Origin of the sequence: Acinetobacter sp. S4397-1 (assembly GCF_024129285.1) — a bacterium.
GTDB classification, from domain to species: Bacteria; Pseudomonadota; Gammaproteobacteria; order Pseudomonadales; family Moraxellaceae; genus Acinetobacter; species Acinetobacter lwoffii_C.
On sequence record NZ_JAMXXZ010000001.1, the window covers coordinates 160,576 to 182,475 of the forward strand.

Below are 21,900 nucleotides of genomic sequence, written 5' to 3' on the forward strand. Positions count from 1 at the left end.
GCTGGAAAGAGGGTAGGAGCAGCATTAGCCGGATCAGGTTTGAAATTTAAAACCTTCAAAAATAAAAAACCACAGCCTAAAGACTGTGGTTTTCTGGCAAGCTGAATTAGAACAATACGCGAACGCGGATTGTACCTTCAACTTCATTCAGTGTATCCAGGGCTTCTTTAGAAGCAGTCGCATCTACGTCCATGACCAGATAACCGACATCACCTTTGGTCATTAAAGACTGACCAGAGATGTTGATGCCATGTTCAGCAAACAGGTTGTTAATCTTAGACAGAACGCCCGGAATGTTTTTGTGGATATGCAGCAGACGGTGCTTACCTTCAGTCAGTGGCAATGCAATTTCAGGGAAGTTCACCGCAGAAAGTGTCATACCCTTATCTGAATAAGCGACAAATTTCTCAGCCACTTCCAGACCGATGTTTGCTTGTGCTTCCATGGTCGAACCACCCACGTGAGGGGTCAGGATGACGTTTGGAATGTTACGTAGCGGAGAAACAAATTCTTCACCGTTGGCTTTAGGCTCTTTCGGGAATACGTCAACCGCAGCACCAGCAAGATGGCCTGATTTCAGTGCATCGGCCAGGTCTTCAATCACGACACAGGTACCACGTGCCGCGTTGATGAAGATTGAACCTTCTTTCATTTGCGCGAACTGTTCTTTGGTCATGAAGTTACGTGTAGACGGAACATCTGGCACGTGCAGAGAGACGACATCAGCATTGGCAAGCAATTCATTTAGTGAGCCGACCTGACGTGCATTACCCAATGGTAATTTTGTCACTGTATCGAAGTAAATTACTTTCATACCTAGGCTTTCAGCCAGAACAGAAAGTTGTGAACCGATTGAACCGTAACCTACGATACCTAAAGTCTTACCACGCGTTTCGAACGAACCTACAGCAGATTTGTTCCAGCCGCCTGCATGTGTATCTGTTGATTTTTCAGGTACACGGCGAAGCAGGAGAATGGCTTCAGCAAGTACAAGTTCAGCTACTGAACGAGTATTTGAATATGGTGCGTTAAACACTGGAATACCGCGACGCATTGCTGCATCCAGATTCACCTGGTTGGTACCGATACAGAAACAGCCCACTGCGATTAACTTGTTCGCAGCTTCAAAAACTTCTTCAGTCAGCTGAGTACGGGAACGGATACCAATAAAGTGTGCATCTTTAATCGCTTCTTTCAGCGCTTCACCCTCAAGCGCAGTTTTACGATAGTCAATGTTGGTATATCCAGCAGCATTTAAAGTGTCGATCGCGTTTTGGTGAACGCCTTCTAACAACAAGAAACGGATTTTATCTTTAGGTAGAGATAGATGTTGGCTCATTACGGCTCCGCTACAAAGGCCAAATTTAGTCGCGGTATAATAGCACAGGAATGGGGTGGTTATACATTTCCTTGATGACGGCAATCGCAGCTATTTTCGCAAGTGATGATGCACAAATGATAAAAATGGTTGAATTAAACCAGCGTTTTCAAAGCTATATCATCAAAATTAGCATTTTTTAAGGGAAAGCCCTAAAAATAGCTTATAATATTGCCCCGTGCTGTTAACGCGCCTCTCTTTGATGCTTTAATCGGCATATTCTGCCTGATTTGCATACAGGTCTTTATGTCTGAAAAATGTGCAAATAAACCGGCGAAGTCTCTTTTGTTTAATTCATGCTAGGTCTGCAAACGATGAATGCTCCAGTCGCTTTAACCCCTGAGTTATTGACCCAATTGACTGCAATTGTGGGTGAAAACCGTATTAAAACCGATACGGATAGCCTCCAGAATTGGGGTCGCGATCATACCAAGCACTTTGATCCAAACCCGTCGGTCATCGTGTTCCCATCGAGCACCGAACAGGTTCAGGCAATTGTTAAGCTGGCCAATCAGTTTAATGTGGCTGTCACTCCATCAGGAGGCCGTACTGGTCTGTCCGCAGGTGCAGTCGCTGCTAACGGTGAAATCGTGGTGAGCATGGACAAGATGAACCAGATTCTGGAGTTTTTCCCGGCAGACCGTATGGTTCGTGTACAGTCTGGTGTGGTGACTGAGCAGTTACAAAATTATGCGGAAGAGCAGGGGATGTATTACCCGGTAGATTTTGCATCTGCGGGTTCCTCCCAAATTGGCGGCAACATCGGCACCAATGCTGGCGGGATTAAAGTCATTAAATATGGCATGACCCGTAACTGGATACTTGGCCTGACGGTGGTGACCGGTAAAGGGGATATACTGCGTCTGAACAAAGGCATGATCAAAAACGCAACAGGTTATGCACTACAACACTTATTCATTGGTGGTGAGGGTACGTTGGGTCTGGTGACTGAAGCGGAAATCAAGCTCGAACGTCAACCGCAAGACCTGCAAGTGATGGTACTGGGTGTGCCTGATTTTGATGCAATCATGCCGTTATTGCATGCCTTCCAGGCGAAAATTGATTTAACAGCATTTGAGTTCTTTGGTGAGCTGGCCATGCAGAAAGTCTTGGCCAATGGTCATGTGCTGCGTCCTTTTGAAACCGAATGTCCATTTTATGTTCTGCTGGAGTTTGAAGCGCCGTTTGAACCGATCATGGATAAGGCGATGGAAATTTTTGAGCATTGCATGGAACAGGGCTGGGTACTTGACGGTGTGCTGAGCCAAAGTCTGGAACAGGTAGAAAGCCTATGGCGTCTGCGTGAAGATATTTCTGAATCCATTGCCCCATTTACACCCTACAAAAATGATATTTCTGTTCTCATTACGCATGTTCCAGCATTTATTAAAGAAATTGATGCGATTGTGGCAGAAAATTATCCTGACTTCGAAGTCTGCTGGTTTGGTCATATCGGTGATGGTAACCTGCACTTGAACATCCTGAAACCTGAACACTTAAGCAAAGATGAATTCTTTACCAAATGTCAGGTGGTGAACAAGTATGTCTTTGATACCGTGAAAAAATATGACGGTTCAATTTCTGCAGAACACGGTGTGGGTATGACCAAGAAACCTTATCTTGAGTACTCACGTTCAGCCGAAGAAATTGAATATATGAAAGCCCTGAAAAAAGTATTTGATCCGAAAGGCATTATGAACCCGGGCAAGCTTTTCGACCTTTAAAGCGGTTTAAAATGAAAAAAGCGCATCGCAAGGTGCGTTTTTTTATGCCTGTACCAGAGCAGTTACATAGTTTAAATAGTTTTAAGCTAAAAAGCGCTGCATGATGATTCGTGAATAATAAGGATAAACATGGGGTTAAACAGTATGTTACAGTTATTAACATTTACAGTTTTAGGCCTGACAATGATAATGTCAGGGTGCGCCACCACACAGCAGGTGATTGCAAAAGTGCAGTCCTCTTCAGATACCCCTCTGGATCAGGTACTGAAGATGCGGCCTGATTTACGCGATGAACTGGCAACCGTAGAAATCCGGCAGTTTTTTAATAAAAGCGAAGCACCGACTGTGGGACAGGTGAAGGTAACAGAAACCGGATTAATGGATGATTCGGTCAAATCCATTCAAACGATTTATCATTTCAAAAAAGAAGAGAAAAACTGGAAAATGCACAAGGCTGAAAAGTTATATCGCTGTATGCGGGGAGCCAATACCAAGACTTTCCAGAAGGCAGTTTGTCTATAATTTTATTTGCTCTTTAAGCAGTTTGTGCTGAAAAGCGTATCTGGATGATGCGCTTTTTGCTTTTGGGTGATATCTGTAACTCACAAACTCATTGTGCCTTTCCAAGCACTTCAGTCATGAGGCTACTCTCACTATCTAAAACAATTACGCAAAACAAACTGAAAATCCTCGCATTCATCCATCATGATGATACTCGCCTTTCAGTCGGCAGTTTCTCGCCCGTCCTTTCTGTGTTTTCCCTCTACGAACTGTGCAATACCGTATCGCCATTTTTACTGCTCGACCACGTAGGGTCGGCCAACCTTAAAGCCAGTCATTTGCAGAACGGTGTCAACGCCCATCCACCTCGTGGTTCTGAAACTGTTACCCTATTTCCGCAGGCGATGTGCAGTGGATGACGGCCGCATCAGGCATTAGACATAAAGGAGTATTTAGCAAAGCCTGTTCAGGCTGCGGCGGACGTTTTGACATGCACCACTCTGGATCAATTTGTCTGCCAAGGACAAAATGAATCCACCACATTATTAAAATCTACGCTATGCAGCGATTTCCAAAGTATGACTGCCAATTGATGCAGACTTTGTCCGAGTGATTGCAGGGCAGTATCAATAAGCCCAAGGCCCGGCTCAGACACATACGCCCATACCAGTTTATAAAGTCTTTTTAAAACAAGGTGAAATCATACAGCTCTCGGCACAATCAGGTGAGACCACGCTGCTGTATATGCGTACTGGTCGGGGTGGCTTTCATCCTTATGATGAAATATGAGAGTCTTATAATGAGATAAAGACAAGAAATTTTATTCGTTATCTTGCTATGTCAGAAGATGAAAAAATCCTGAAAACCCCAACATGATCAGCACGGATTTGCACATGAACTCTGCTAAAATGCGCATAATCTAATTAAATTCAATCTGTATTTTGCCCGATTAAATTCAATTCAAAAGGGTGGATTCAGGATGATGAGCATTAACTCTCCTATGCAAAACACGCCCACTCAAAAACTGACTCGCGCCACACTCATGTTTCCATTGGCACTGGTCCTGTTTGAATTCTCGGTCTATATCTGTAATGACCTGATCCAGCCGGCTATGCTGGCCATCACCCGTGACTTTGGTGTCAGCAGTTCATGGGCACCATCGTCGATGTCCTTTTTTTTATTGGGCGGCGCATGTGTCGCAGCTATTTTAGGGCCATTATCAGACCGATGGGGACGTAAAAAAGTGCTGCTGGGTGGAGTGGTCTTTTTTGTCATCTGCTGTTTGGCGATTTTACTGGCACCCAATATTCAGAGCTTCCTTTTTCTGCGTTTTTTACAGGGTTTTGGCCTGTCCTTTATTTCTGCTGTCGGTTATGCCGCCATTCAGGAAAACTTTGAAGAACGCGATGCAATTAAAGTCATGGCACTCATGGCCAATGTTTCCTTGCTGGCCCCGCTTCTGGGACCTGTGATTGGCGCTTTTATGATTGATCATGTCTCATGGCATTGGGGCTTTATCGGGATTGCTTTTGTAGCACTTTTAAGCTGGTTTGGACTCAAGGCCAAAATGCCAAATCCTAAAATCAGTATTCCCAAACAGCCCATCAGCTATATTGTGGACGATTTTAAACAGGTCTTGAAAAATAAGCGCTTTGTAATTATGACCATGGCATTGCCGCTGGTTAGCATGCCACTGATGTTATGGATTGCCTTATCTCCCGTCATTCTGGTCGAGCAATTGGGCTTGAGCAGTCTTCAATATGGTCTGGCACAGTTCCCGGTTTTAGGAGGATTAATTCTAGGAAATATAATTCTGCTGAAAGTGATTGATAAAATGCCGCTCGGCCAGACGGTGTTGCTTGGTGTGCCCCTGATGTTATTGGGAACAGTTTTACTTTTAGTTGGCTTGCTGATTCCGGATTATTTTCTGCATTGTCTGCTTATTGGCACCACCTGTATCAGTCTTGGGGAGGGTGTTAGTTTCTCGGTACTGTACCGCTTTGCCCTGATGTCCTCCGAAGTATCTAAAGGTACTGTTGCAGCAACAGTATCTATCTTGTTGATGCTGAGCTTCTTTATTGTGATTGAAGCCGTCCGCATAGCGTATGAAGCCTATGAGCTTTGGGCTTACTGTGGTGTTTCATTTATTTTAATTGCGCTTTGGTTCACCTGGCCACGCCTGCAACTCAAGCAGCTGATGCTGGAAAGAAAGGCGAGTGGAGAGTTTTAACTTTTGAGAGGTTCTCTATATTTTAGAACCCCTCTAAACAGTCCTTGCCTTCGTGAAGAAATGAGCAATATTATTGGGCAAACTCTCTCCCCAAGGGGGAGAGGATGATTAACTTCCTCGGTTCTAAATATTTTGAGAGCAGCGAGAACCGATAGTGATCAGGCCTCTTCAGCACTGGGCTGTTCTAGTTTTTTCAATTTCATATCAAAAATAAAGGGCCCAAAAGGCAGGATTGATGCAATTAAACCCATAATAAACATGCTGAGTGACCATTTCTGTTTTTCACAGACTGCAAATAACACCACCAGAAACAGCACAAACAATACGCCATGACCCATACCGACATATTTCACCAGAATCGGGTTTCCCAGCATGTACTTGACCGGCATCGCCACAAATAATAGCAGCAGAAATGAAATACCTTCTACCAAGCCTACCAGACGTAAAGTTTTAATATTCACCTACATTCACCATTGAGTTCAATCAAGCTTGAGTGTACCCAAACTGAGGATTGAATCAAAAGAAATTTTATAAATAAAATGAGTTATTTTAGAGGCTTATACCCTAGTAATTTACTGGGTTATTAAGCGCTCAATGGTTTTGAAACACTCATTTTTAAATCAAGACTGATATAAAAAAACGGGCAAAATGCCCGTTTTTTTATATATCAATGAATGCTTAGATCACCCCACAAGCGATCCGCTCACCGCCGCCGCCCAATGGCAATGGATGATCTGAATAGTTGTCGCCGCCTGCATGTATCATTAAAGCACGGCCTTTAATATCGGCTAATTTAACACGTGGGGCCAGAAGTGTGACTCGTGCCGTACCATCGGTGCTGACTTTCAAGGCAGGCAAATCACCTAAATGACCGGTGCTTGGTGTGCCGTGGTTGGGTGCCTGGTTCGGGTTGTAATGACTGCCGGCCGCCAGCGCTGCGCCCATCTTGCCATCTTTCATAGCAGGCGCACATGAACCGTTTTCATGAACGTGGAAGCCACGTTCTCCTGCCGGAAGCTGTTTCAGGTGAGTACGAATGACCAGACCTGTCGGGCTGTCACTGAGCAAAACCGTACCCACAGACTCCCCCGTTCCTTGGGCAGAAACTGCATGCATGCTGACCGTTCTGACATTTTCGGTTGAAATATCATTTGAGGTACAGCCTGTAAAAAGTACCGCACCTAGAGCGCAAAGCGTTGTTACTTTAAAGAATGAAGACATAAATTGGCATCCTGATCATTATTCCGTTTTTGTCCATCTATTGAATCAGAGCAATATCAAGAGGACTATATACAATCAGTGCTTAAATGTTTTATTTTGTTTAATAGCTGATGTTTAAGGAGTTTTAGGTGTCTCATCTACGTCCGGGTCAATATCATGTGCCATGGTGGCCTTAGGCATCAGCAGAGCTTCCTGATGATTGGTTTCATGCAGCCACTCCCGCCAGATGGCCAGCAGGACAGCTAGAATAACCGGTCCGATAAATATCCCGACCAGACCAAAACTGGCAATACCACCCAATACGCCAAACATAATCAATAAGAAGGGGATTTGGGTCGCCCCAGAAATGACCAGAGGACGGATGACGTTATCTGCGGTACTGACGATACAGACTCCCCAAACCATGACTCCAATCGCCTCAATGGTCTGACCTTGTGAGAACAGCCACAGGGAGACAGCGGTATAGGCCACTGGCGGACCAAAAGGAATCAGAGCGAAGATAAAGGTCACAATGGTCAGCACCATCGGATTCGGTACCCCAGCGACAAAATAGCTTAACCCTGCCAGCATGGACTGGGCAATAGCCGTCAGGCCGACGCCGTAGACTACCGCGCGTGTAGTCGCTGAAATCGTTGCCAGATAATGATGAATACGGGGACCGACCACCATTTCAAACGCTTTACGTACCTGATTTAAAATGGTGTGACCATCACGATAAAAAAAGAACATCGACAAAACGGCAAAACACAGCTTAAACACATTTTTGCTAATTTCATTCAGTACGACTTTACCGTAATTCAAATGGCCCTGAATCCAGCTAGAAATAGACAGGGCGATACTGTTGGGATCAGTATTAATTTCATTTAAAGTACGGCTGATTTCTTTACCGACAAAAGGCAGCTGGCGGATAAAGTCAGGAACATCCAGACGGCCTGAAAAAACCTGCTTTTGCAGTTCAAAATACAGGTTACGGCCCTCATGCTGTAACATGAAAATCGCAAAGATAAACGGCAGGCCAAACACCAGAATCACGGCCAGAATCATGATGGCTGAGCTGAGCGTGGGACGGTTGCCACACATGCGTAATACGGACTGGTACAGCGGCCAGGTCATATAGGCAATAATTGCTGCCCAAACTACAGGGATGATGAAATATTTGAGTATATGAAAACTCAAAAAAATCAGGATAAAAAATAATCCAAATAATAAGACTTTTTGTAGTGTAGGCGCGTACTGTTGCACTGAATTTTATGACTCATTTTTAGACCATAGCCAGCATATTAACTGAAAAAAAAGCGCAGGCAAATGTACACCGCTCAAGATAGGGCGATTATTTAATGAAAGTCATATTAGAAAGTGTGGCATCTTAGAACCACTGTGCCGGATCATCAATAATCATGTTTAATACGTTTTGCCACTGATTTTGTACTTCACGATACATTTTCTGGTTTTTATCAAATACAGACAGGCCCTCCATTGCCAAACGGCTATACATGGTACGTTCAGAAATCCAGGCAACAGGCTGTTGGTCAATCTTTTCAAAAAACTGCTGAATATGCTGTTGATGGGCGCTCTGGGCCTTGACACGGTTCGCCAGCAGTAAAATTTCAACTTTTCCTTTACGAATCCGTTTTATATCCTGTAAATGTTTTAGAAAACGGCGGGTGGAATCAATATCAAAAAAAGAAGGCTGTAACGGTATGATGATGGCATGCGCTTCGCTGACCAGCTGTTGGGCATGGTCTTCATTCAATGCACCGGGGGCATCAATGACCAGATACTCTATCTGTTTGGGGACATCGCCAATCGACTTGACATTGCGCCAGTCCAGGGAGCGAATCGGAGCTGCATGTTCAGGACGCTGCTTGAGCCATTGCAAGGCCGATTTCTGATTATCGGCATCTGCGAGGGCGACCTTATAACCTTTTTGTGCGAGTGCTGATGCCAAACTTATGGCTGTAATGGTTTTGCCGCAGCCGCCTTTCTGATTCGCAACTAAAATTGTTTTCATGACTCAAGATGATTTTATTCTGCTCTCGCCTAGCATATCATTCTTTTCAGGCTTGCAAATGATCGATAAACTCAACTTCAGTCGAATGCAGATAGGAAAAATTAAGTAAATTAGGAAGATGGAATGTCCATAACGCTGGCCATGCTGATTGGTGCCTGTATTGGAGTGGTATTGACCACCCTAATTTTAGGCCAGACACGAAATGGCCGAATTAAAGCCGAATATGAGCAGTATATTGCCGAGCTGGAACTGGAACATCAACAGGCGCTGGCTGCAGCACAAAAACGTAGTGTCAATACCAGCCGGGCAGTGCTAAAAGGGAAAATGGCCGAGCAGATGGCACCGATTATGCCAGAATTTCAGTATCTGCCGAGTGATGCCAAGTTTCTGGGCGATCCGGTGGACTATGTGGTTTTTGATGGCTATAGTGATTTTCGTGATGGCGATGGACTGGCTGAGGATATTGAAGTGGTGCTGATTGACATTAAAAGTGGTGGAGCACGGTTGACCAAGGGGCAGCAGGCGATCGCCCGGGCGATTCAGGACGGACGCGTGCGTTTCGAAACTGTCCGGATTAATTTTGAAGATTAACCGTTTGGCCACCTGTCTTGTGACTGATGAATAAACTTCTTATTGCGGCAGCCCTATTTGCCTTGGGACTCTGGATCTGGTCCGAATATTTCCGCGCAATTCCACATCTGGAACAAGCCGGCATACTTAAGAACTTTCAGGTTGAACCAATTGAAGCCCATGAAGCTGGATATCGGGTTATTTCCAAAAAATATTATGGGCCTGAGCGCCGGACGATTCATCCTGCTAGTCCTGTAGTGGGCAGTTTTAACGATCTGGCCTATATAAGTAATATTGATCTGCTGTTGGCGCAGCCTGAAACGTCTATGGCAGCATTAAAGTCTTGGCAGCTTAAACAAAGCAAACGCTGCTTTGAAGTTAATCTCAAGGATGCGGTACAGGCTGATTCTGCACCTATACCGCCCACACTGAGCAGTCTGAGTGTGGTTGCCTCCAGTGAAGCTGTTGCCGATAAAATCCGCCGTTTTAAGGCCGGTCAGCGGATCCGGATCCAGGGCGACTGGATTACACTTAAATACGCCAAAAACCAGCAGGAATTTTATGTGGGGCTGGGTAGCCAAAATTCGTCACAATGCCGTTTATTTCGCCTCAATGCGGTTGAGCGTTTGGACTAAAACGGTTTATGTACACGTGCCAGTAGCATCCGCTGACCAATTTTAGGAATTCCTGCGGCCTCCCGATATTGAATCTCATCCAGCTCAAAACCTGTTTCTAACAGCGCCAGCTCAATATCACGATTCAGATGACAGCCATCCGCTACTTTCTTTTGTAACGGGGTCAGCAGATGCTGTAGACGCTGAATATTCAGATGCTCTCGGTTCAATACATGCTCGACCAGATGCAAACGTCCACCCGGTTTTAAAACCCGATAGATTTCACGCAAACTTTGCGCTAAATCTGGAACACTGCATAAGGTCCAGGTTGATACAATATTATTTAAACCATGTGTGGCAAAAGGCAGCGCTTCGGCGCTGGCCTGTATATGCTCTACTGGAAAAGGCACATGCTGAATCCGGTCTTGTGCTAGCTGAAAAATCGCCAGATTTGGCTCCAGTGCATAGAGCTGTTCCACTTGCTGATAAAAAGCCAGATTCAGGCCACTGCCAAAGCCGATTTCTAGCACATCACCGCTGACACCAAGCAATAACTCGCGGCGCAGATCCATCAGTGAAGGCGTTTGCATGACCTGATTGAGCAGATGCGGAAAAACATGTTGTTGATAAAATTTATAGAACATCGATATTTAAATAAGCTTTAAAAATACCAGTAGATTAACTGAAATAATCGATTCTCAACATGGTTGTGAGTTGACCAAATTGCATCAGCCTGTTACCAAGTGCAACTATTTTTCCAGTAAAAAATCCGTAATATCGAAAGTAGTTGCTTTAAAAATACTGAATGGAATTGATGTAGAATTATGCTCAAGTACTTGAAACCCGGTTTGTTATTGGCCAGTCTTATTTTGCCGATGTCAGCCTATAGTTCGATCGATCATAATATTGCCAAAGGCTTGCCGCCGATGGTACAAGGGCAGTCCATTTCTGCTTTACAGCCATTTCAAGGGGATTTCCGGATTTTGGGTTCCAAAATATATAATGATGATCCACAATCCAAATTCTCTCCCATTGATTATGCAGTGAGCTGGGGATTATTTGCCGAACCCGAAATTGCCCGGCATATTAGCGTGAATCAATATGACCGTTATTTAAACTGGAAAATGGACCGTGTGCCTGTGCCTACGGAAAAAGCCATGCAAATGGTTTCCAATATGCATATTATTCCAGCCAATCCAACGATTGCCAAAGCCATTAAACAGGTGAAACGCGGTGATCTGGTGCGCTTGCAAGGAGAATTGGTTGAAGTGCGCGATAAAGAGCTGGTCTGGACCTCCTCTTTAACCCCGACCGATACTGGCGATGGCGCCTGTGAGGTTTTTCGCGTAAGTTCGATCCAGTGGATTGAAAAAGTGAATCGAAGCTAAGCGCAGCATTATTTCACTTTAAATTATCTGAAAACCACTCTTCATGAGTGGTTTTTTAATAAAACATGATTTATTTTTTAGCCAGGGCTTCCGCTTCAAACTGAACCCCATCCCAGCCGTGTTGCATAAACTGGCGTATATTCTGGTGCTCAGTTGCTTCAGGACTAAGCAGTACAGACGTATAATGTTCAGCGAACAGGCTGAGAGTCTGAGCTTGATTTAGACCATGAAGCCGGGCAAAAGAAAGCACTTTGGCACTGCCTTGGTTTTCATTGGCCGCATTCTGCTGTTGACCATTTTTAAAGGCGGTCGGGGTGTAGGTATAATGTGCATCAATATATGCAATCACATCCGCGAATTGTGCTTCACCCGCAGTCAATAATGCCAGTAAATCTTGCGCCATCTGCCCCACCTGATTTTTAAGCCTAATCCAACGGTGTCAATATAGCATTTTTCCTGAATCTCGATGGTGTTTATAATACTTTCGGTGCAAGATGAAGCAGTTGGTCTGTCCGCAGCGGGTATAAGAGCAGAGGAAAATAAAGATGAAAATGCAAGGGATGGAGCAGCTATGAACTGGCTTTGGGTCGCCATGGGTGGTGCAATCGGGGCGAGTCTGCGCTATGGCATAGGACTCTGGCTCTTTAAACCGCAGATACAGTTTCCTTGGCCTACCTGGTGGGTGAATATCCTGGGCTGTCTTTGTACCGGTATTTTTTTGGCATACAGTCAAAAATATCCGGCTTTGCAGCAGGAAGCCCGTTTATTTTTAATGGTTGGCCTATTGGGCGGCTTTACTACCTTTTCCAGTTTCGGCTTGGAAAGTTTTCAGCTCTTGAAGCAGGGAGCCATCTCAATGGCGCTACTGTATATGTTTTCGAGCCTGTTGCTGGGCCTAACCGCTCTGACTGTAGGTTTTTATCTGAGTGACTGGATGTTGAACCAGACATAAAAAAGTCAGGAAATTGGAGGTCATTTCCTGACAAAACTACAATCTGAAAACGCCAGAAAAACGTTATTGAGCAACTGGTTTTAACTGCATTTAAAACGGGAAAAACGTTTATTAACGCTGGCCACACGACTTTCCTCTTTACGGGGCGGGCGTGAATTCATGGTGCTGCTGATCAAAAAATGCCCATCTGCATAGAGATGATGCAAGAGAACTTCTCGATACTCGGAGGAAGATCTGAACGCATAAGCTAAACTTTTTCTTGATCACATAAAATGTTATAAAGTAACACTTGATGTTTCAAGTGAAGTAGGGTTACAGCGTGTAAGCTAGAGTCTAGCAGCGTTACAGCGCTTTAAGCCCTTCAAGTACGGCTTGGCACCAGTTCTTCAAACACATCACTTAAGTCATCATCGACTTTTAAGTGAATCAGGTTCCAGTACTGTCCCGAAATGGTTCGGTTAACCATCAGGGTATCCGGTGAAGGCTTAAATACATCCCAATATTTCAGGGAAGGTTTCAGCAGCTCCATACCATCATGATGTGCCGAATTCTCTGCAAAATCGTAATGAGTGGTCAAGGGACGTAACAAAACTTCTAACCATTGTTCGTACAGTTCAGGTGGGAATTTTCCGGTTTCCGTCAGGCTATGCAGCGCATCCAGTTGCTGCTCAATCACGCCAATATCTTTTTCACGTGCTGCATGAATCAAGGTTCTGAAATGGCCTACGATTTCTGTAGACAAGGTTTTTACAGCACCGTAGTCATAGATAATGACGGAGCCATCTTCACGGAAGGCAAAGTTTCCTGGATGCGGGTCACAGTGAAAACGTTTTAGATAGAAAATTTCCTGTCCAATGGCTCGAAGCAGACGTCGCCCCAGCGCATTACGGGTTTCCAGTGGCCAAGTGCTGGCGGTTTCCATGCTCTCGCCGTGTTCCAGACTCAGGGTTAAGATATGCCGGGAAGAATAATCCTGGAAAACACGTGGAATAATCACTTTAGTGTCTAGTGATTCATGGAAGACCCGGGCAACTTCCAGATTTTGAGCCTCAATTTCATAATTGAGTTCGTTGTCCAGGCTGTGCTGGATTTCCTTAAACAGCTGATCCTGCAGTTTGCGGTCAATTTTCAGTACACCCATTAGACGCAAGGCCAGACGGACCTGTTTCAGGTCACTTTCACAGGCTTCATCGACACCTGGATATTGAACTTTGACCACCACCTGCTGTCCGTCAGTTAAAACTGCTTTATGAACCTGCCCAATAGAGGCGGCGGCAAAAGGCTGTTCATCAAAGCTTTTAAAAAGCTGAGAGAGTGGTTTTTTAAGTTCTTTTTCGACCTGGAATTGAATTTCCCGGAAGGGCATTGGTGGCGCCTGACGCTGTAATTTGGCAATCGCCTTGGCGACTTCTGGTGGAAAAATATCTTTATATTGTGAGGCAATTTGCCCCACTTTCATGACAGCGCCTTTCATCTCACCCAAAGTATCGGCAATCTGAACCCCAATATCCTGAAACAGTTGACTGCGTGCAGCATTTTTCTGCTCTTCATCTGCAGTGATATTTTTAATGGAATTGGATAGGGTTTTAGTTGCAATACTTGCAGTCATTCCGGCAAGTTTCATAAAACGTCGACCAGGGGTACGCGCCGTTTTTGCCATGTGAGATTCCTCGAGCCCATCATTGAACGGATGTATTTGATCATAGGTGACAACCGGGCAATTGCCTACATTTAATTGTAGATGATATGTTGCAAAGCTTCTCAAATTCTCCATTTTTTTTGTCGGCTTTGGCAGTATTGATTTGCTTGAAAAAGCTTCGGTGATTAGCCTGTTTTTACAAAACTGTCCGGTATCACTATTTTAAATAAGCCTTGGTGTTATTTCTGAATATTATTTTAAAGCAAAAAAATTAAACTATAGCCTTTATCACAGCCAAGAAGACTCCATGAAAGTTTATCGCTATTTTACCGGTACAGATGATGTGCATTTCTGTGCGCGAGTGACCCGCGCTTTAAATGAAGGCTATGAGCTGTATGGTGCGCCGACTATGACCTTTAATGGTAAGGAGGTAATTGTCGGGCAGGTCGTGATCAAAGAGGTCAAGGACGACTCCGAGATTCCACAGGGTTTAAAGGATGCACTGCAGGACTGCTAGTGCATCCTCACTGAACAACCTTTAGGAATTCAGGATAAGACGTTTGTTATTACTATAAAGCCGTGCCAACAATAACACACAGGCCACAGTCAGCCCCACAATCAGGCCAACCCAGACCCCGGCGGCACCCATATCACTAAAACGTGACAGATAGACGCCGACCGGGAAAGCAATAATCCAATAGGAAATCATGGTGATCCACATGGGGCCTTTGGTATCCTGCATGCCGCGCAAGCAGCCGGCAGCACTGATCTGCCAGCCATCCATCAACTGATAGGCAATAGCAAAGAGTATTAGATACATGGCAATTTGAGTGACTAGCGCATCTGAAGTATAGAGAGCCACAATTTCCTTACGGAACAGCCAGAGCAGCAGCATGGACAGCAGGGCCAGAACGGTGGCACTAATCAGCCCCAGACTTTGTACTTTACGCATCGCCTGCCAGTTCTGTTCTCCATAATAGGTCCCGACTCGGATGGTCAAAGCAATGGCGAGAGACATTGGAATCATAAAGAGCTGGGACGTGATAGAAATGGCAATCTGGTGCGCTGCCACAATGGTTTCACCCAAAGGACTCAAGACAATGGCTGCAGTACTAAAAATGCTGACTTCAAAGAAAATCGCCAGACCAATCGGAAAGCCGAGTTTTAAAATACGCTTCAGCCAATAAGGATCAGCTGTTTCCCAATGGCTAAAAGGCTGGGTCTTGTAATAGGCCTTATTCTTAAAAATATACAGAGCCAGTGTGATAAACATCAGCCATTGCAGAATGGCGGTAGCAAATCCACAGCCTGCACTTCCCAGAGCCGGAAGAGGACCCAGTCCATACATAAAGAGATAGTTCAGTGGAACCAGCAGGATCAGGGCCAGCAGGCTGATGGCAGTCACCGGACGCGGATAACCTATGGCTTCAGAATAGCCGCGAAGAGCTGCATACATGGTGACCGCAGGCATCCCGAAACCAATGGCATGCAAGAACAGGCTGGCCTTAGGCTGTAAACTTTCCGGTACACCTAGCAGGGGCAGAGCCCAAGGCAAAATCTGTAAAATCAGGCCTGCAATGATCCCGAGGACCAATGCCACCCACAGAGACTGCCGGGCAATAGTGGCAATTTTTTCCGGCGTACGTGCACCATTGGCTTCAGCCACTAAAGGTGTGGTGGCAATCATGATCCCACTAAACAGCAGCATGACCGGAATCCATAAACCGACCCCTACCGCAATTGCGGCAAGATCAGTAGGGGAAAGGTGTCCGGCCATAATCGTATCAATGAGCCCCAACCCTGCCTGGGAAAATTGGGTGACCAGAATGGGCAGCATGAGCTGAAACAGGCGCTTTAACTCAAAGGAAAAGGTTGTGGCGGACGAAACATTAGACACAAAAATGACTCATAGGTAATTATGTGCTTAGAGAAAAGGTTTAGCGTTGTAAAGTGAGAAGCACACCAATAAAAATCACTACGCCACCCAATAGACGTTGCCAGTTTAGCGGCAGTTTTGCATTGCCCAGCAGACCAAATTGATCTACCACCATCGACATGACCAGCTGTCCAAAAATAATGGCACCCGTCAAAGTCAAAAAACCAAGCTTGGGCGCTGCATAGATGCTCATACTAATGGCATATACCCCCAGTACGCCTCCGATCCATAAGTACAGGGGCACATTCATCAGCTCCTGTAGAGTCGGCTTGGATTGCGGTTGCAACAGCACCAGCAGGGCAAGCACTATTGTACCAATCAAAAAGGAAAAAAATGCAGCTTGAATCGGAGAATATAAATATTCTTTTAACTGGGTGTTAATGGCAGTCTGCAAGGTCAGCAAGACTCCAATGGTAAATACCAGAGGCAATAATATGATCAGTTGGGAAGATATTTTCATAATTTAATGAGCTAATTTTATTTAAATTTTTAGGTTGATCTTGCAGTGATTTTAATTTTAACAGTGTGCTGGAACAATCATGTTAAAATTTGGATAGATCTTGTCATAATTTTGAGTACTTCTTTGGCTGAATTAAATCCCGCCCTGATTCCTGTATCGCTTTATATCCATATGCCGTGGTGTGTGCGCAAATGTCCTTATTGTGACTTTAACTCACATGCGGTTCCTGAGGGGAAATTGTCTCTGGAGCTGGAACAGGAATATTTACACGCCTTGGTCGAGGACTTTAAAACTCAGGTAGATTTTGCCCAGGGACGCGCCATTCACAGTGTTTTTATCGGTGGTGGAACCCCTTCGCTCATTTCTGCACCAGGCTATCAATGGTTATTTACACAATTGCAGGCGATTATTCCTTTTGAACCAGATTGTGAAATTACCCTGGAAGCCAATCCAGGCACCATCGAGCATGATCCTTTTGCGGGCTATCTCGCAGCAGGCATTAACCGTCTCTCGCTTGGCGTGCAGAGTTTTAATACTGAACATCTGAAACGCTTAGGGCGGATTCATAGCAATGAAGATGCTCTTTTTGCCATTGGGCTGGCACATGAAGCTGGCTTTCAGCGCATTAATGTAGACCTGATGCATGGACTACCTGAACAGACTGTAGAGCAGGCTCTGAATGATCTGAAGCTCGCTGTTGAACATGGAGCAACACATATTTCCTGGTATCAGCTCACTATAGAACCGAATACGGTCTTTTTCCGCACCCAGCCAGTTTTACCGCTAGATGAAGTTCTGGAAGATATTCAGGAGCAGGGCGAGCGCTATCTGAAAGCCCAAGGCTTTGTTAATTACGAAGTCTCTGCCTGGCGTAAAGAATTGCCTTCGGCACACAATCTGAATTATTGGCAATTTGGCGATTATCTGGCCATTGGAGCAGGGGCGCATGGGAAAGTAACTCGACCGGATGGCGTATACCGTTTCCAGAAAACCCGTTTACCCAAAGATTATCTGGCTAAAGTGCCTGCCGAGCATTTACAGCTTAAACGGATTGAAGAGAGCGAGCTGCCATTTGAATTTATGATGAATGCCCTGCGCTTGAACAACGGCGTAGATACCAAACTTTATAGTGAGCGGACCGGTCTTTCAGTTGAGCATTTAAATGGACTCTTGGATTCATTACGTCAGCAACACTTGATGGTAGAGGATATAAGTCGCATTGCCTGTACGGAACAGGGACATATATTTTTAAATTCAGTCCTGGAAGAATTTCTTTAAGCCCATAAAAAAAGCACCCTTCCGGGTGCTTTTTCAAATCAGTCTCTAATTATAGAGCAGTGATTTGAGTCGCTGTAGGGCCTTTTTGACCTTGAGCAACGATGAAAGAAACTTTTTGGCCTTCAATTAGAGTTTTGAAGCCAGAACCCTGGATTTCGCTGAAATGAGCGAAAACGTCTGGACCAGATTCTTGTTGAATGAAACCGAAACCTTTAGTTTCGTTAAACCACTTTACTGTACCATTAACTGTATTAGACATAATATAACCTATTGAATCTTGTGTGTTTTTAGTCAAAATTTCAGATGACTAACCGTAACTTTGAAAAATGAAAAGGATGGAGCTTTTTGATCTGTAAAACGAAGGTTTATGACTAAAACTGCGATACTTGAAAGAAGACTAACCAAAACAAGAATTTTTCTAGTTATCGTCATGATACCTTTTATTTATAGATTTTCAAGAAAATTATACTGAATATCGTTTAGGGTTTTGAAAAATATACAAATAAATTTGTGTGTTTTGTGTACGTCTTTCATATAAACAGTTTTAAATACGCTTGTATATATAAAAAAAGAGCGCTATTGCGCTCTTTTTTAATTACTTTGCTTATTAGTAATCGAAGCTAAAATGTTCTGCTGCCAGAGTCGTTAACGTTTTTGATGGGTTAACCATGGCTTCAGCATGTCCTTGGGCACGTGGTAACAGGCGCTCAAAATAGAAATCTGCTGTTTTGATTTTGGCTTTATAGAATTCTGGTGTTTCTGCACCATCACCAGAGGTCAATTTCGCAGAAGCGACCGCCGCTTGTTGTGCCCAGAAATAAGCCATCATCACATAACCAGAGAACATCAAGAAGTCCACCGAAGCGCTTGAGACGATGTCACGGTCTTTGCGCGCTGCCAGCATAATACGTACGGTCAAGGCATTCCACTGTGCACACAGCTTGGTCAAATCCCAAGCAAAGCGGCGCATATATTTATTACGTGCATGCTGACCACAGAATTTCAGGATTTCAGCCGTATAATCGCGGATGACTTTACCCTTAGAGGTCAACAGGACTTTACGGCCAATCAGGTCAAGTGCCTGTACGCCAGTGGTGCCTTCATACAATGTAGAGATACGGGCATCACGTACGATCTGCTCCATGCCCCATTCTTGGATATAACCGTGTCCACCAAAGACCTGTACACCGTGGTTGGCTGCTTCAAAGCCCATTTCGGTCAGGAAGCCTTTCAGAATCGGGGTATAGAAACCTAAATGATCATCCTGTTCTTCAAAAGCGGCTTGGTCACCTCGTACCAGCGCATCATTCATATTGTCTGCAATTTGGGCAGCATGATAAATCATGGCGCGGCCACCTTCAGCAATCGCTTTTTGGGTTAGCAGCATACGGCGCACATCCGCATGGTGAATGATTGCATCGGCTACTTTTTCCGGATCTTTTTTACCCGACAGGGCGCGCATAGACAGACGTTCTTTTGCATACGGTAAAGCACCCTGGAAGGACAGTTCTGCATGACAGATGCCTTGAATGGCCGTACCGATACGTGCGGTGTTCATAAATGTGAACATGGCATGTAAGCCTTTATTTGGCTCACCAATCAGATAGCCCACTGCATTGTCAAAGTTCAGAACGGCAGTCGCAGACGCACGGATTCCCATTTTGTGTTCAATCGAACCACAGGTCACCGGGTTACGTTCACCGATCCCACTATCTGCTGCTGGAACAAATTTCGGCACGATAAACAGGGAAATCCCTTTGGTGCCTTGCGGTGCATCCGGAAGACGGGCCAAGACAATATGCACGATGTTTTCAGTCAGATCATGTTCACCGGCAGAGATGAAAATCTTGGTTCCTGAAATGGCATAGCTGCCATCTTCTTTTGGCTCAGCCTTGGTTTTCACCTGACCAAGATCCGTGCCACATTGTGGTTCAGTCAGGCACATGGTGCCTGCCCAGGTGCCTGCAACCAGATGAGGCAGATAAGTATTCTTTTGCGCCTCGGTGCCATATTGCATGATGGTGTTGATACAGCCTATGCTCAGACCTGGATACATCTGGAAAGACCAGTTAGCTGTTCCCATCATTTCTGATTTGATCAGGTTAAGAGACATTGGCAGGTTCTGGCCACCAAATTCTTCAGGATAGGACAAACCTTGCCAGCCGCCTTGTACAAACTGGTCATAGGCTTCTTTGAAGCCTTTTGGTGTTTTGACTTCGCCATTTTCAAAATGACAGCCTTCCAGATCACCGCTCTGGTTTAAAGGAGAAAGGACATTTTCACAAAAATCTGCCGCGCCTTCCAAAATCATGTCTACCGTGTCAGCATCGGCATATTCACCATTCGACAGGTTCTGGTAGTGCGCAGGGTAGTCAAGCACTTCATTCATTAAAAAGCGAATGTCGTGTAAAGGGGCTTTATAAGCTGGCATGCGTTTAATCCTGATTAAAATAGTTTTGGATTATCTGTATCGATTCTATGATTATTCATACTTGGAATAAAAAAACATTGATAAGGCACGCAAATAAAATTGTCAGAAAAGCGAATTACATATTCAAGCTGTTGCTGGCTATTCTTTTGCTCGCCTGGCTTGGGTCTGGAGCAGGGTTAGATAAAAACTGCTTATCTGATTAGACTTTAATGAATAAAAAGCGGCTGTGTCCAGTACTAGTTTTGTATAAGTTGTACCCAAATGTTATCGGGTTTTTCTAATAAAAAGATGTCACTAAATCCAATCAGATAAGCATAAAAAGTTGAAAAAGGACTGATTCGACAGTCCTTTAGCAGAGGAGTGAAAGAAATTAAAGAAAATCCTTCAGCTCCGGTTTTACCCCATTCCAGATATAAAAGGATTCAATGGCCTGGCCGACCAGCATACCAAAACCTTCAGAAGTCGGTACACCGCGGGCTTTGGCCTGATCGAGGAAAGAAGAAGGCTTGCCATAGGCCATTTCATAGGCCTGCTTAAAACGCAAACTGTCTGGCAGTATCAGTGCATCACCCGTTAAGCTTGCAGAAGTGGCATTGATGACCAGATCAAAATCACCCGTTAGAGCATCTAGGGCGATGGCATGTAATTCCGCCTGCGGCACGGCATCACGCAGGTCTGTCACCAGCTGTTCGGCACGCGCCAGAGTCCGGTTGGCAATCACGATTTTTTTGGCGCCTGCTTGTACCAGCGGATAAATCACTCCACGTGTAGCACCGCCTGCGCCAATCATCAGGATATCGGTATTTTCCAGATTCCAGTCTAAGGCACGAATGGCTTCGACCAGTCCCTGACCATCGGTATTATCTCCATGCAATACACCTTCTTGCATCCAGAGTGTATTGACGGCTTTAGCAATTTTGGCGCGCTCGGTCAGGACCTGACATTGAGCAAAAGCCTGCTCTTTAAAGGGCACAGTGACATTCATGCCGCTGCCCCCCTGAGCGAAAAATTCCTGAATATTGGCGCTAAAACCATCGAGTGGCGCCAGACGTTTCTTATAGTTTAATGCTATACCGGTTTTGGCTGCAAAAGCCTGATGAAGTTCCGGAGAGCGTGATTGTTCAATGGGATTACCGACCACAGCAAATTGCTTGCTCATTTCACAGTGTCCATGTGCTGAAATGCGCATCAATATACGTGAAAATGACCGGGGACTAAAGCGCCTGCTTATTTAAGCTGTTCGAATTTCAAGAACTACAAGTTTCAATAATCTGTTCTGCCAGAAATAGCGCCATGCTGATCACCACGCCAGCAACGGTCAGGACACTGACACTGATAGCTACACTGTCCAGAACGAAATTATGGCTAACTATAGCGGTGCTAATCGCAGCAATACAGGTAATCAGAAACAGCCAAAAGGCCAGAAGGGCAGGGTTTAAATCGGCATCATACATTTTTATTTTACTCAGTCATTAAATTATTGAACCAGACAATATGCAAGGTATTCCCGGGTTCAGGGATTGCTTTTGAGTATAGATGATTTATCTATTGAAAATGTCCTCTATTT

General features: G+C 44.8%; 23 protein-coding genes. 9 read left to right on the plus strand and 14 right to left on the minus strand.

Features of this window, described 5'->3' with window-relative positions; genetic code table 11:
- Positions 1-106: 106 nt before the first annotated feature.
- Entirely contained in the window at positions 107-1,339 is a 1,233-nt protein-coding gene (serA, locus tag NI467_RS00760) for a phosphoglycerate dehydrogenase (RefSeq protein ID WP_151205272.1), read from the minus strand.
- 353 nt (positions 1,340-1,692) lie between these two features.
- Here serA and NI467_RS00765 point away from each other — a divergent pair, with 353 nt between their 5' ends.
- The 3 genes from NI467_RS00765 (at position 1,693) to NI467_RS00780 (ending at position 5,833) form a co-directional block, all read left to right on the plus strand.
- A complete protein-coding gene (locus tag NI467_RS00765) occupies positions 1,693-3,102 on the plus strand; it encodes an FAD-binding oxidoreductase (protein ID WP_253150374.1) in 1,410 nt (469 codons plus the stop codon).
- A 144-nt stretch (positions 3,103-3,246) separates the two neighbouring features.
- Positions 3,247-3,624, plus strand: a complete 378-nt coding sequence (locus NI467_RS00770; RefSeq protein WP_253150376.1) for a hypothetical protein — start codon at positions 3,247-3,249, stop codon at positions 3,622-3,624.
- A gap of 979 nt (positions 3,625-4,603) precedes the next feature.
- Positions 4,604-5,833 carry an MFS transporter gene (locus NI467_RS00780; RefSeq protein WP_253150502.1) on the plus strand — a complete coding sequence of 410 codons (1,230 nt, stop codon included), beginning with the start codon at positions 4,604-4,606 and terminating at the stop codon, positions 5,831-5,833.
- Between the two features lie 158 nt (positions 5,834-5,991).
- Here the strand turns inward: NI467_RS00780 and NI467_RS00785 are convergent, their stop codons facing one another.
- The 4 genes from NI467_RS00785 to NI467_RS00800 all read right to left on the minus strand — a co-directional run bounded on the left by NI467_RS00785 (position 5,992) and on the right by NI467_RS00800 (position 9,065).
- Positions 5,992-6,294 (minus strand): DUF3817 domain-containing protein, encoded by a 303-nt coding sequence (locus tag NI467_RS00785; RefSeq protein WP_151205269.1) that lies wholly within the window; start codon positions 6,292-6,294, stop codon positions 5,992-5,994.
- A gap of 217 nt (positions 6,295-6,511) precedes the next feature.
- The gene (sodC, locus tag NI467_RS00790; protein ID WP_253150379.1) at positions 6,512-7,054 is read right to left on the minus strand and encodes a superoxide dismutase [Cu-Zn] SodC; all 543 of its coding nucleotides are present in this window, start codon (positions 7,052-7,054) and stop codon (positions 6,512-6,514) included.
- Positions 7,055-7,168: 114 nt separating this feature from the next.
- Positions 7,169-8,296, minus strand: coding sequence for an AI-2E family transporter (locus tag NI467_RS00795; protein WP_151205331.1), 1,128 nt, complete (start codon positions 8,294-8,296; stop codon positions 7,169-7,171).
- Between the two features lie 124 nt (positions 8,297-8,420).
- Entirely contained in the window at positions 8,421-9,065 is a 645-nt protein-coding gene (locus NI467_RS00800) for a ParA family protein (protein ID WP_253150381.1), read from the minus strand.
- A gap of 123 nt (positions 9,066-9,188) precedes the next feature.
- On the opposite strand from NI467_RS00800, the gene NI467_RS00805 reads away from it, so the two are divergent.
- A complete protein-coding gene (locus tag NI467_RS00805; RefSeq protein ID WP_174660304.1) occupies positions 9,189-9,656 on the plus strand; it encodes a Holliday junction resolvase-like protein in 468 nt (155 codons plus the stop codon).
- A gap of 26 nt (positions 9,657-9,682) precedes the next feature.
- A complete protein-coding gene (locus NI467_RS00810; protein ID WP_253150383.1) occupies positions 9,683-10,270 on the plus strand; it encodes a hypothetical protein in 588 nt (195 codons plus the stop codon).
- On the opposite strand, the gene NI467_RS00815 is transcribed toward NI467_RS00810, so the two are convergent.
- Positions 10,267-10,893, minus strand: coding sequence for a class I SAM-dependent methyltransferase (locus NI467_RS00815; RefSeq protein WP_253150385.1), 627 nt, complete (start codon positions 10,891-10,893; stop codon positions 10,267-10,269). The two genes, NI467_RS00810 and NI467_RS00815, sit on opposite strands and share 4 nt — an antisense overlap.
- Before the next feature lie 180 nt (positions 10,894-11,073).
- On the opposite strand from NI467_RS00815, the gene NI467_RS00820 reads away from it, so the two are divergent.
- Complete coding sequence (locus tag NI467_RS00820) at positions 11,074-11,637, plus strand: hypothetical protein (protein ID WP_151205336.1); 564 nt, start codon at positions 11,074-11,076, stop codon at positions 11,635-11,637.
- Between the two features lie 70 nt (positions 11,638-11,707).
- On the opposite strand, the gene NI467_RS00825 is transcribed toward NI467_RS00820, so the two are convergent.
- Positions 11,708-12,040, minus strand: coding sequence for a HopJ type III effector protein (locus NI467_RS00825; protein WP_253150387.1), 333 nt, complete (start codon positions 12,038-12,040; stop codon positions 11,708-11,710).
- Positions 12,041-12,208: 168 nt separating this feature from the next.
- Here NI467_RS00825 and crcB point away from each other — a divergent pair, with 168 nt between their 5' ends.
- Positions 12,209-12,589, plus strand: a complete 381-nt coding sequence (gene crcB / locus NI467_RS00830) for a fluoride efflux transporter CrcB (RefSeq protein ID WP_253150389.1) — start codon at positions 12,209-12,211, stop codon at positions 12,587-12,589.
- 361 nt (positions 12,590-12,950) lie between these two features.
- Here crcB and NI467_RS00835 read toward each other — a convergent pair whose 3' ends face one another.
- Positions 12,951-14,249 (minus strand): AarF/ABC1/UbiB kinase family protein, encoded by a 1,299-nt coding sequence (locus NI467_RS00835; RefSeq protein ID WP_253150391.1) that lies wholly within the window; start codon positions 14,247-14,249, stop codon positions 12,951-12,953.
- 286 nt (positions 14,250-14,535) lie between these two features.
- On the opposite strand from NI467_RS00835, the gene NI467_RS00840 reads away from it, so the two are divergent.
- Complete coding sequence (locus tag NI467_RS00840; RefSeq protein ID WP_253150393.1) at positions 14,536-14,745, plus strand: DUF1737 domain-containing protein; 210 nt, start codon at positions 14,536-14,538, stop codon at positions 14,743-14,745.
- 21 nt (positions 14,746-14,766) lie between these two features.
- Here the strand turns inward: NI467_RS00840 and NI467_RS00845 are convergent, their stop codons facing one another.
- Positions 14,767-16,125 (minus strand): MATE family efflux transporter, encoded by a 1,359-nt coding sequence (locus NI467_RS00845; protein WP_308729477.1) that lies wholly within the window; start codon positions 16,123-16,125, stop codon positions 14,767-14,769.
- Between the two features lie 40 nt (positions 16,126-16,165).
- Positions 16,166-16,624: a DMT family transporter gene (locus NI467_RS00850; protein WP_151205286.1), complete on the minus strand. Its 459-nt coding sequence runs from the start codon at positions 16,622-16,624 to the stop codon at positions 16,166-16,168.
- Positions 16,625-16,747: 123 nt separating this feature from the next.
- Here NI467_RS00850 and hemW point away from each other — a divergent pair, with 123 nt between their 5' ends.
- Entirely contained in the window at positions 16,748-17,902 is a 1,155-nt protein-coding gene (gene hemW, locus NI467_RS00855; protein ID WP_253150395.1) for a radical SAM family heme chaperone HemW, read from the plus strand.
- A 49-nt stretch (positions 17,903-17,951) separates the two neighbouring features.
- Here hemW and NI467_RS00860 read toward each other — a convergent pair whose 3' ends face one another.
- The 4 genes from NI467_RS00860 to NI467_RS00875 all read right to left on the minus strand — a co-directional run bounded on the left by NI467_RS00860 (position 17,952) and on the right by NI467_RS00875 (position 21,787).
- Complete coding sequence (locus NI467_RS00860) at positions 17,952-18,161, minus strand: cold-shock protein (RefSeq protein WP_151205284.1); 210 nt, start codon at positions 18,159-18,161, stop codon at positions 17,952-17,954.
- Between the two features lie 348 nt (positions 18,162-18,509).
- Entirely contained in the window at positions 18,510-20,333 is a 1,824-nt protein-coding gene (locus tag NI467_RS00865; RefSeq protein WP_253150397.1) for an acyl-CoA dehydrogenase C-terminal domain-containing protein, read from the minus strand.
- Between the two features lie 370 nt (positions 20,334-20,703).
- Positions 20,704-21,492: a shikimate dehydrogenase gene (gene aroE, locus NI467_RS00870; protein ID WP_151205282.1), complete on the minus strand. Its 789-nt coding sequence runs from the start codon at positions 21,490-21,492 to the stop codon at positions 20,704-20,706.
- Between the two features lie 88 nt (positions 21,493-21,580).
- Entirely contained in the window at positions 21,581-21,787 is a 207-nt protein-coding gene (locus NI467_RS00875; protein WP_253150399.1) for a hypothetical protein, read from the minus strand.
- Positions 21,788-21,900: the final 113 nt, after the last annotated feature.

Bases quoted from the DNA above. Each gene is read 5' to 3' on its own strand.
- NI467_RS00770 (WP_253150376.1), top strand. From the start codon at position 3,247: ATGTTACAGTTATTAACATTTACAGTTTTAGGCCTGACAATGATAATG.
- NI467_RS00860 (WP_151205284.1), bottom strand. From the start codon at position 18,161: ATGTCTAATACAGTTAATGGTACAGTAAAGTGGTTTAACGAAACTAAA.
- NI467_RS00820 (WP_151205336.1), top strand. From the start codon at position 11,074: ATGCTCAAGTACTTGAAACCCGGTTTGTTATTGGCCAGTCTTATTTTG.
- NI467_RS00805 (WP_174660304.1), top strand. From the start codon at position 9,189: ATGTCCATAACGCTGGCCATGCTGATTGGTGCCTGTATTGGAGTGGTA.
- NI467_RS00835 (WP_253150391.1), bottom strand. From the start codon at position 14,249: ATGGCAAAAACGGCGCGTACCCCTGGTCGACGTTTTATGAAACTTGCC.
- NI467_RS00850 (WP_151205286.1), bottom strand. From the start codon at position 16,624: ATGAAAATATCTTCCCAACTGATCATATTATTGCCTCTGGTATTTACC.
- NI467_RS00825 (WP_253150387.1), bottom strand. From the start codon at position 12,040: ATGGCGCAAGATTTACTGGCATTATTGACTGCGGGTGAAGCACAATTC.
- NI467_RS00815 (WP_253150385.1), bottom strand. From the start codon at position 10,893: ATGTTCTATAAATTTTATCAACAACATGTTTTTCCGCATCTGCTCAAT.
- NI467_RS00780 (WP_253150502.1), top strand. From the start codon at position 4,604: ATGCAAAACACGCCCACTCAAAAACTGACTCGCGCCACACTCATGTTT.
- aroE (WP_151205282.1), bottom strand. From the start codon at position 21,492: ATGAGCAAGCAATTTGCTGTGGTCGGTAATCCCATTGAACAATCACGC.
- NI467_RS00810 (WP_253150383.1), top strand. From the start codon at position 9,683: ATGAATAAACTTCTTATTGCGGCAGCCCTATTTGCCTTGGGACTCTGG.
- NI467_RS00840 (WP_253150393.1), top strand. From the start codon at position 14,536: ATGAAAGTTTATCGCTATTTTACCGGTACAGATGATGTGCATTTCTGT.
- serA (WP_151205272.1), bottom strand. From the start codon at position 1,339: ATGAGCCAACATCTATCTCTACCTAAAGATAAAATCCGTTTCTTGTTG.
- NI467_RS00765 (WP_253150374.1), top strand. From the start codon at position 1,693: ATGAATGCTCCAGTCGCTTTAACCCCTGAGTTATTGACCCAATTGACT.
- crcB (WP_253150389.1), top strand. From the start codon at position 12,209: ATGAACTGGCTTTGGGTCGCCATGGGTGGTGCAATCGGGGCGAGTCTG.
- NI467_RS00800 (WP_253150381.1), bottom strand. From the start codon at position 9,065: ATGAAAACAATTTTAGTTGCGAATCAGAAAGGCGGCTGCGGCAAAACC.
- sodC (WP_253150379.1), bottom strand. From the start codon at position 7,054: ATGTCTTCATTCTTTAAAGTAACAACGCTTTGCGCTCTAGGTGCGGTA.
- NI467_RS00875 (WP_253150399.1), bottom strand. From the start codon at position 21,787: ATGTATGATGCCGATTTAAACCCTGCCCTTCTGGCCTTTTGGCTGTTT.
- NI467_RS00865 (WP_253150397.1), bottom strand. From the start codon at position 20,333: ATGCCAGCTTATAAAGCCCCTTTACACGACATTCGCTTTTTAATGAAT.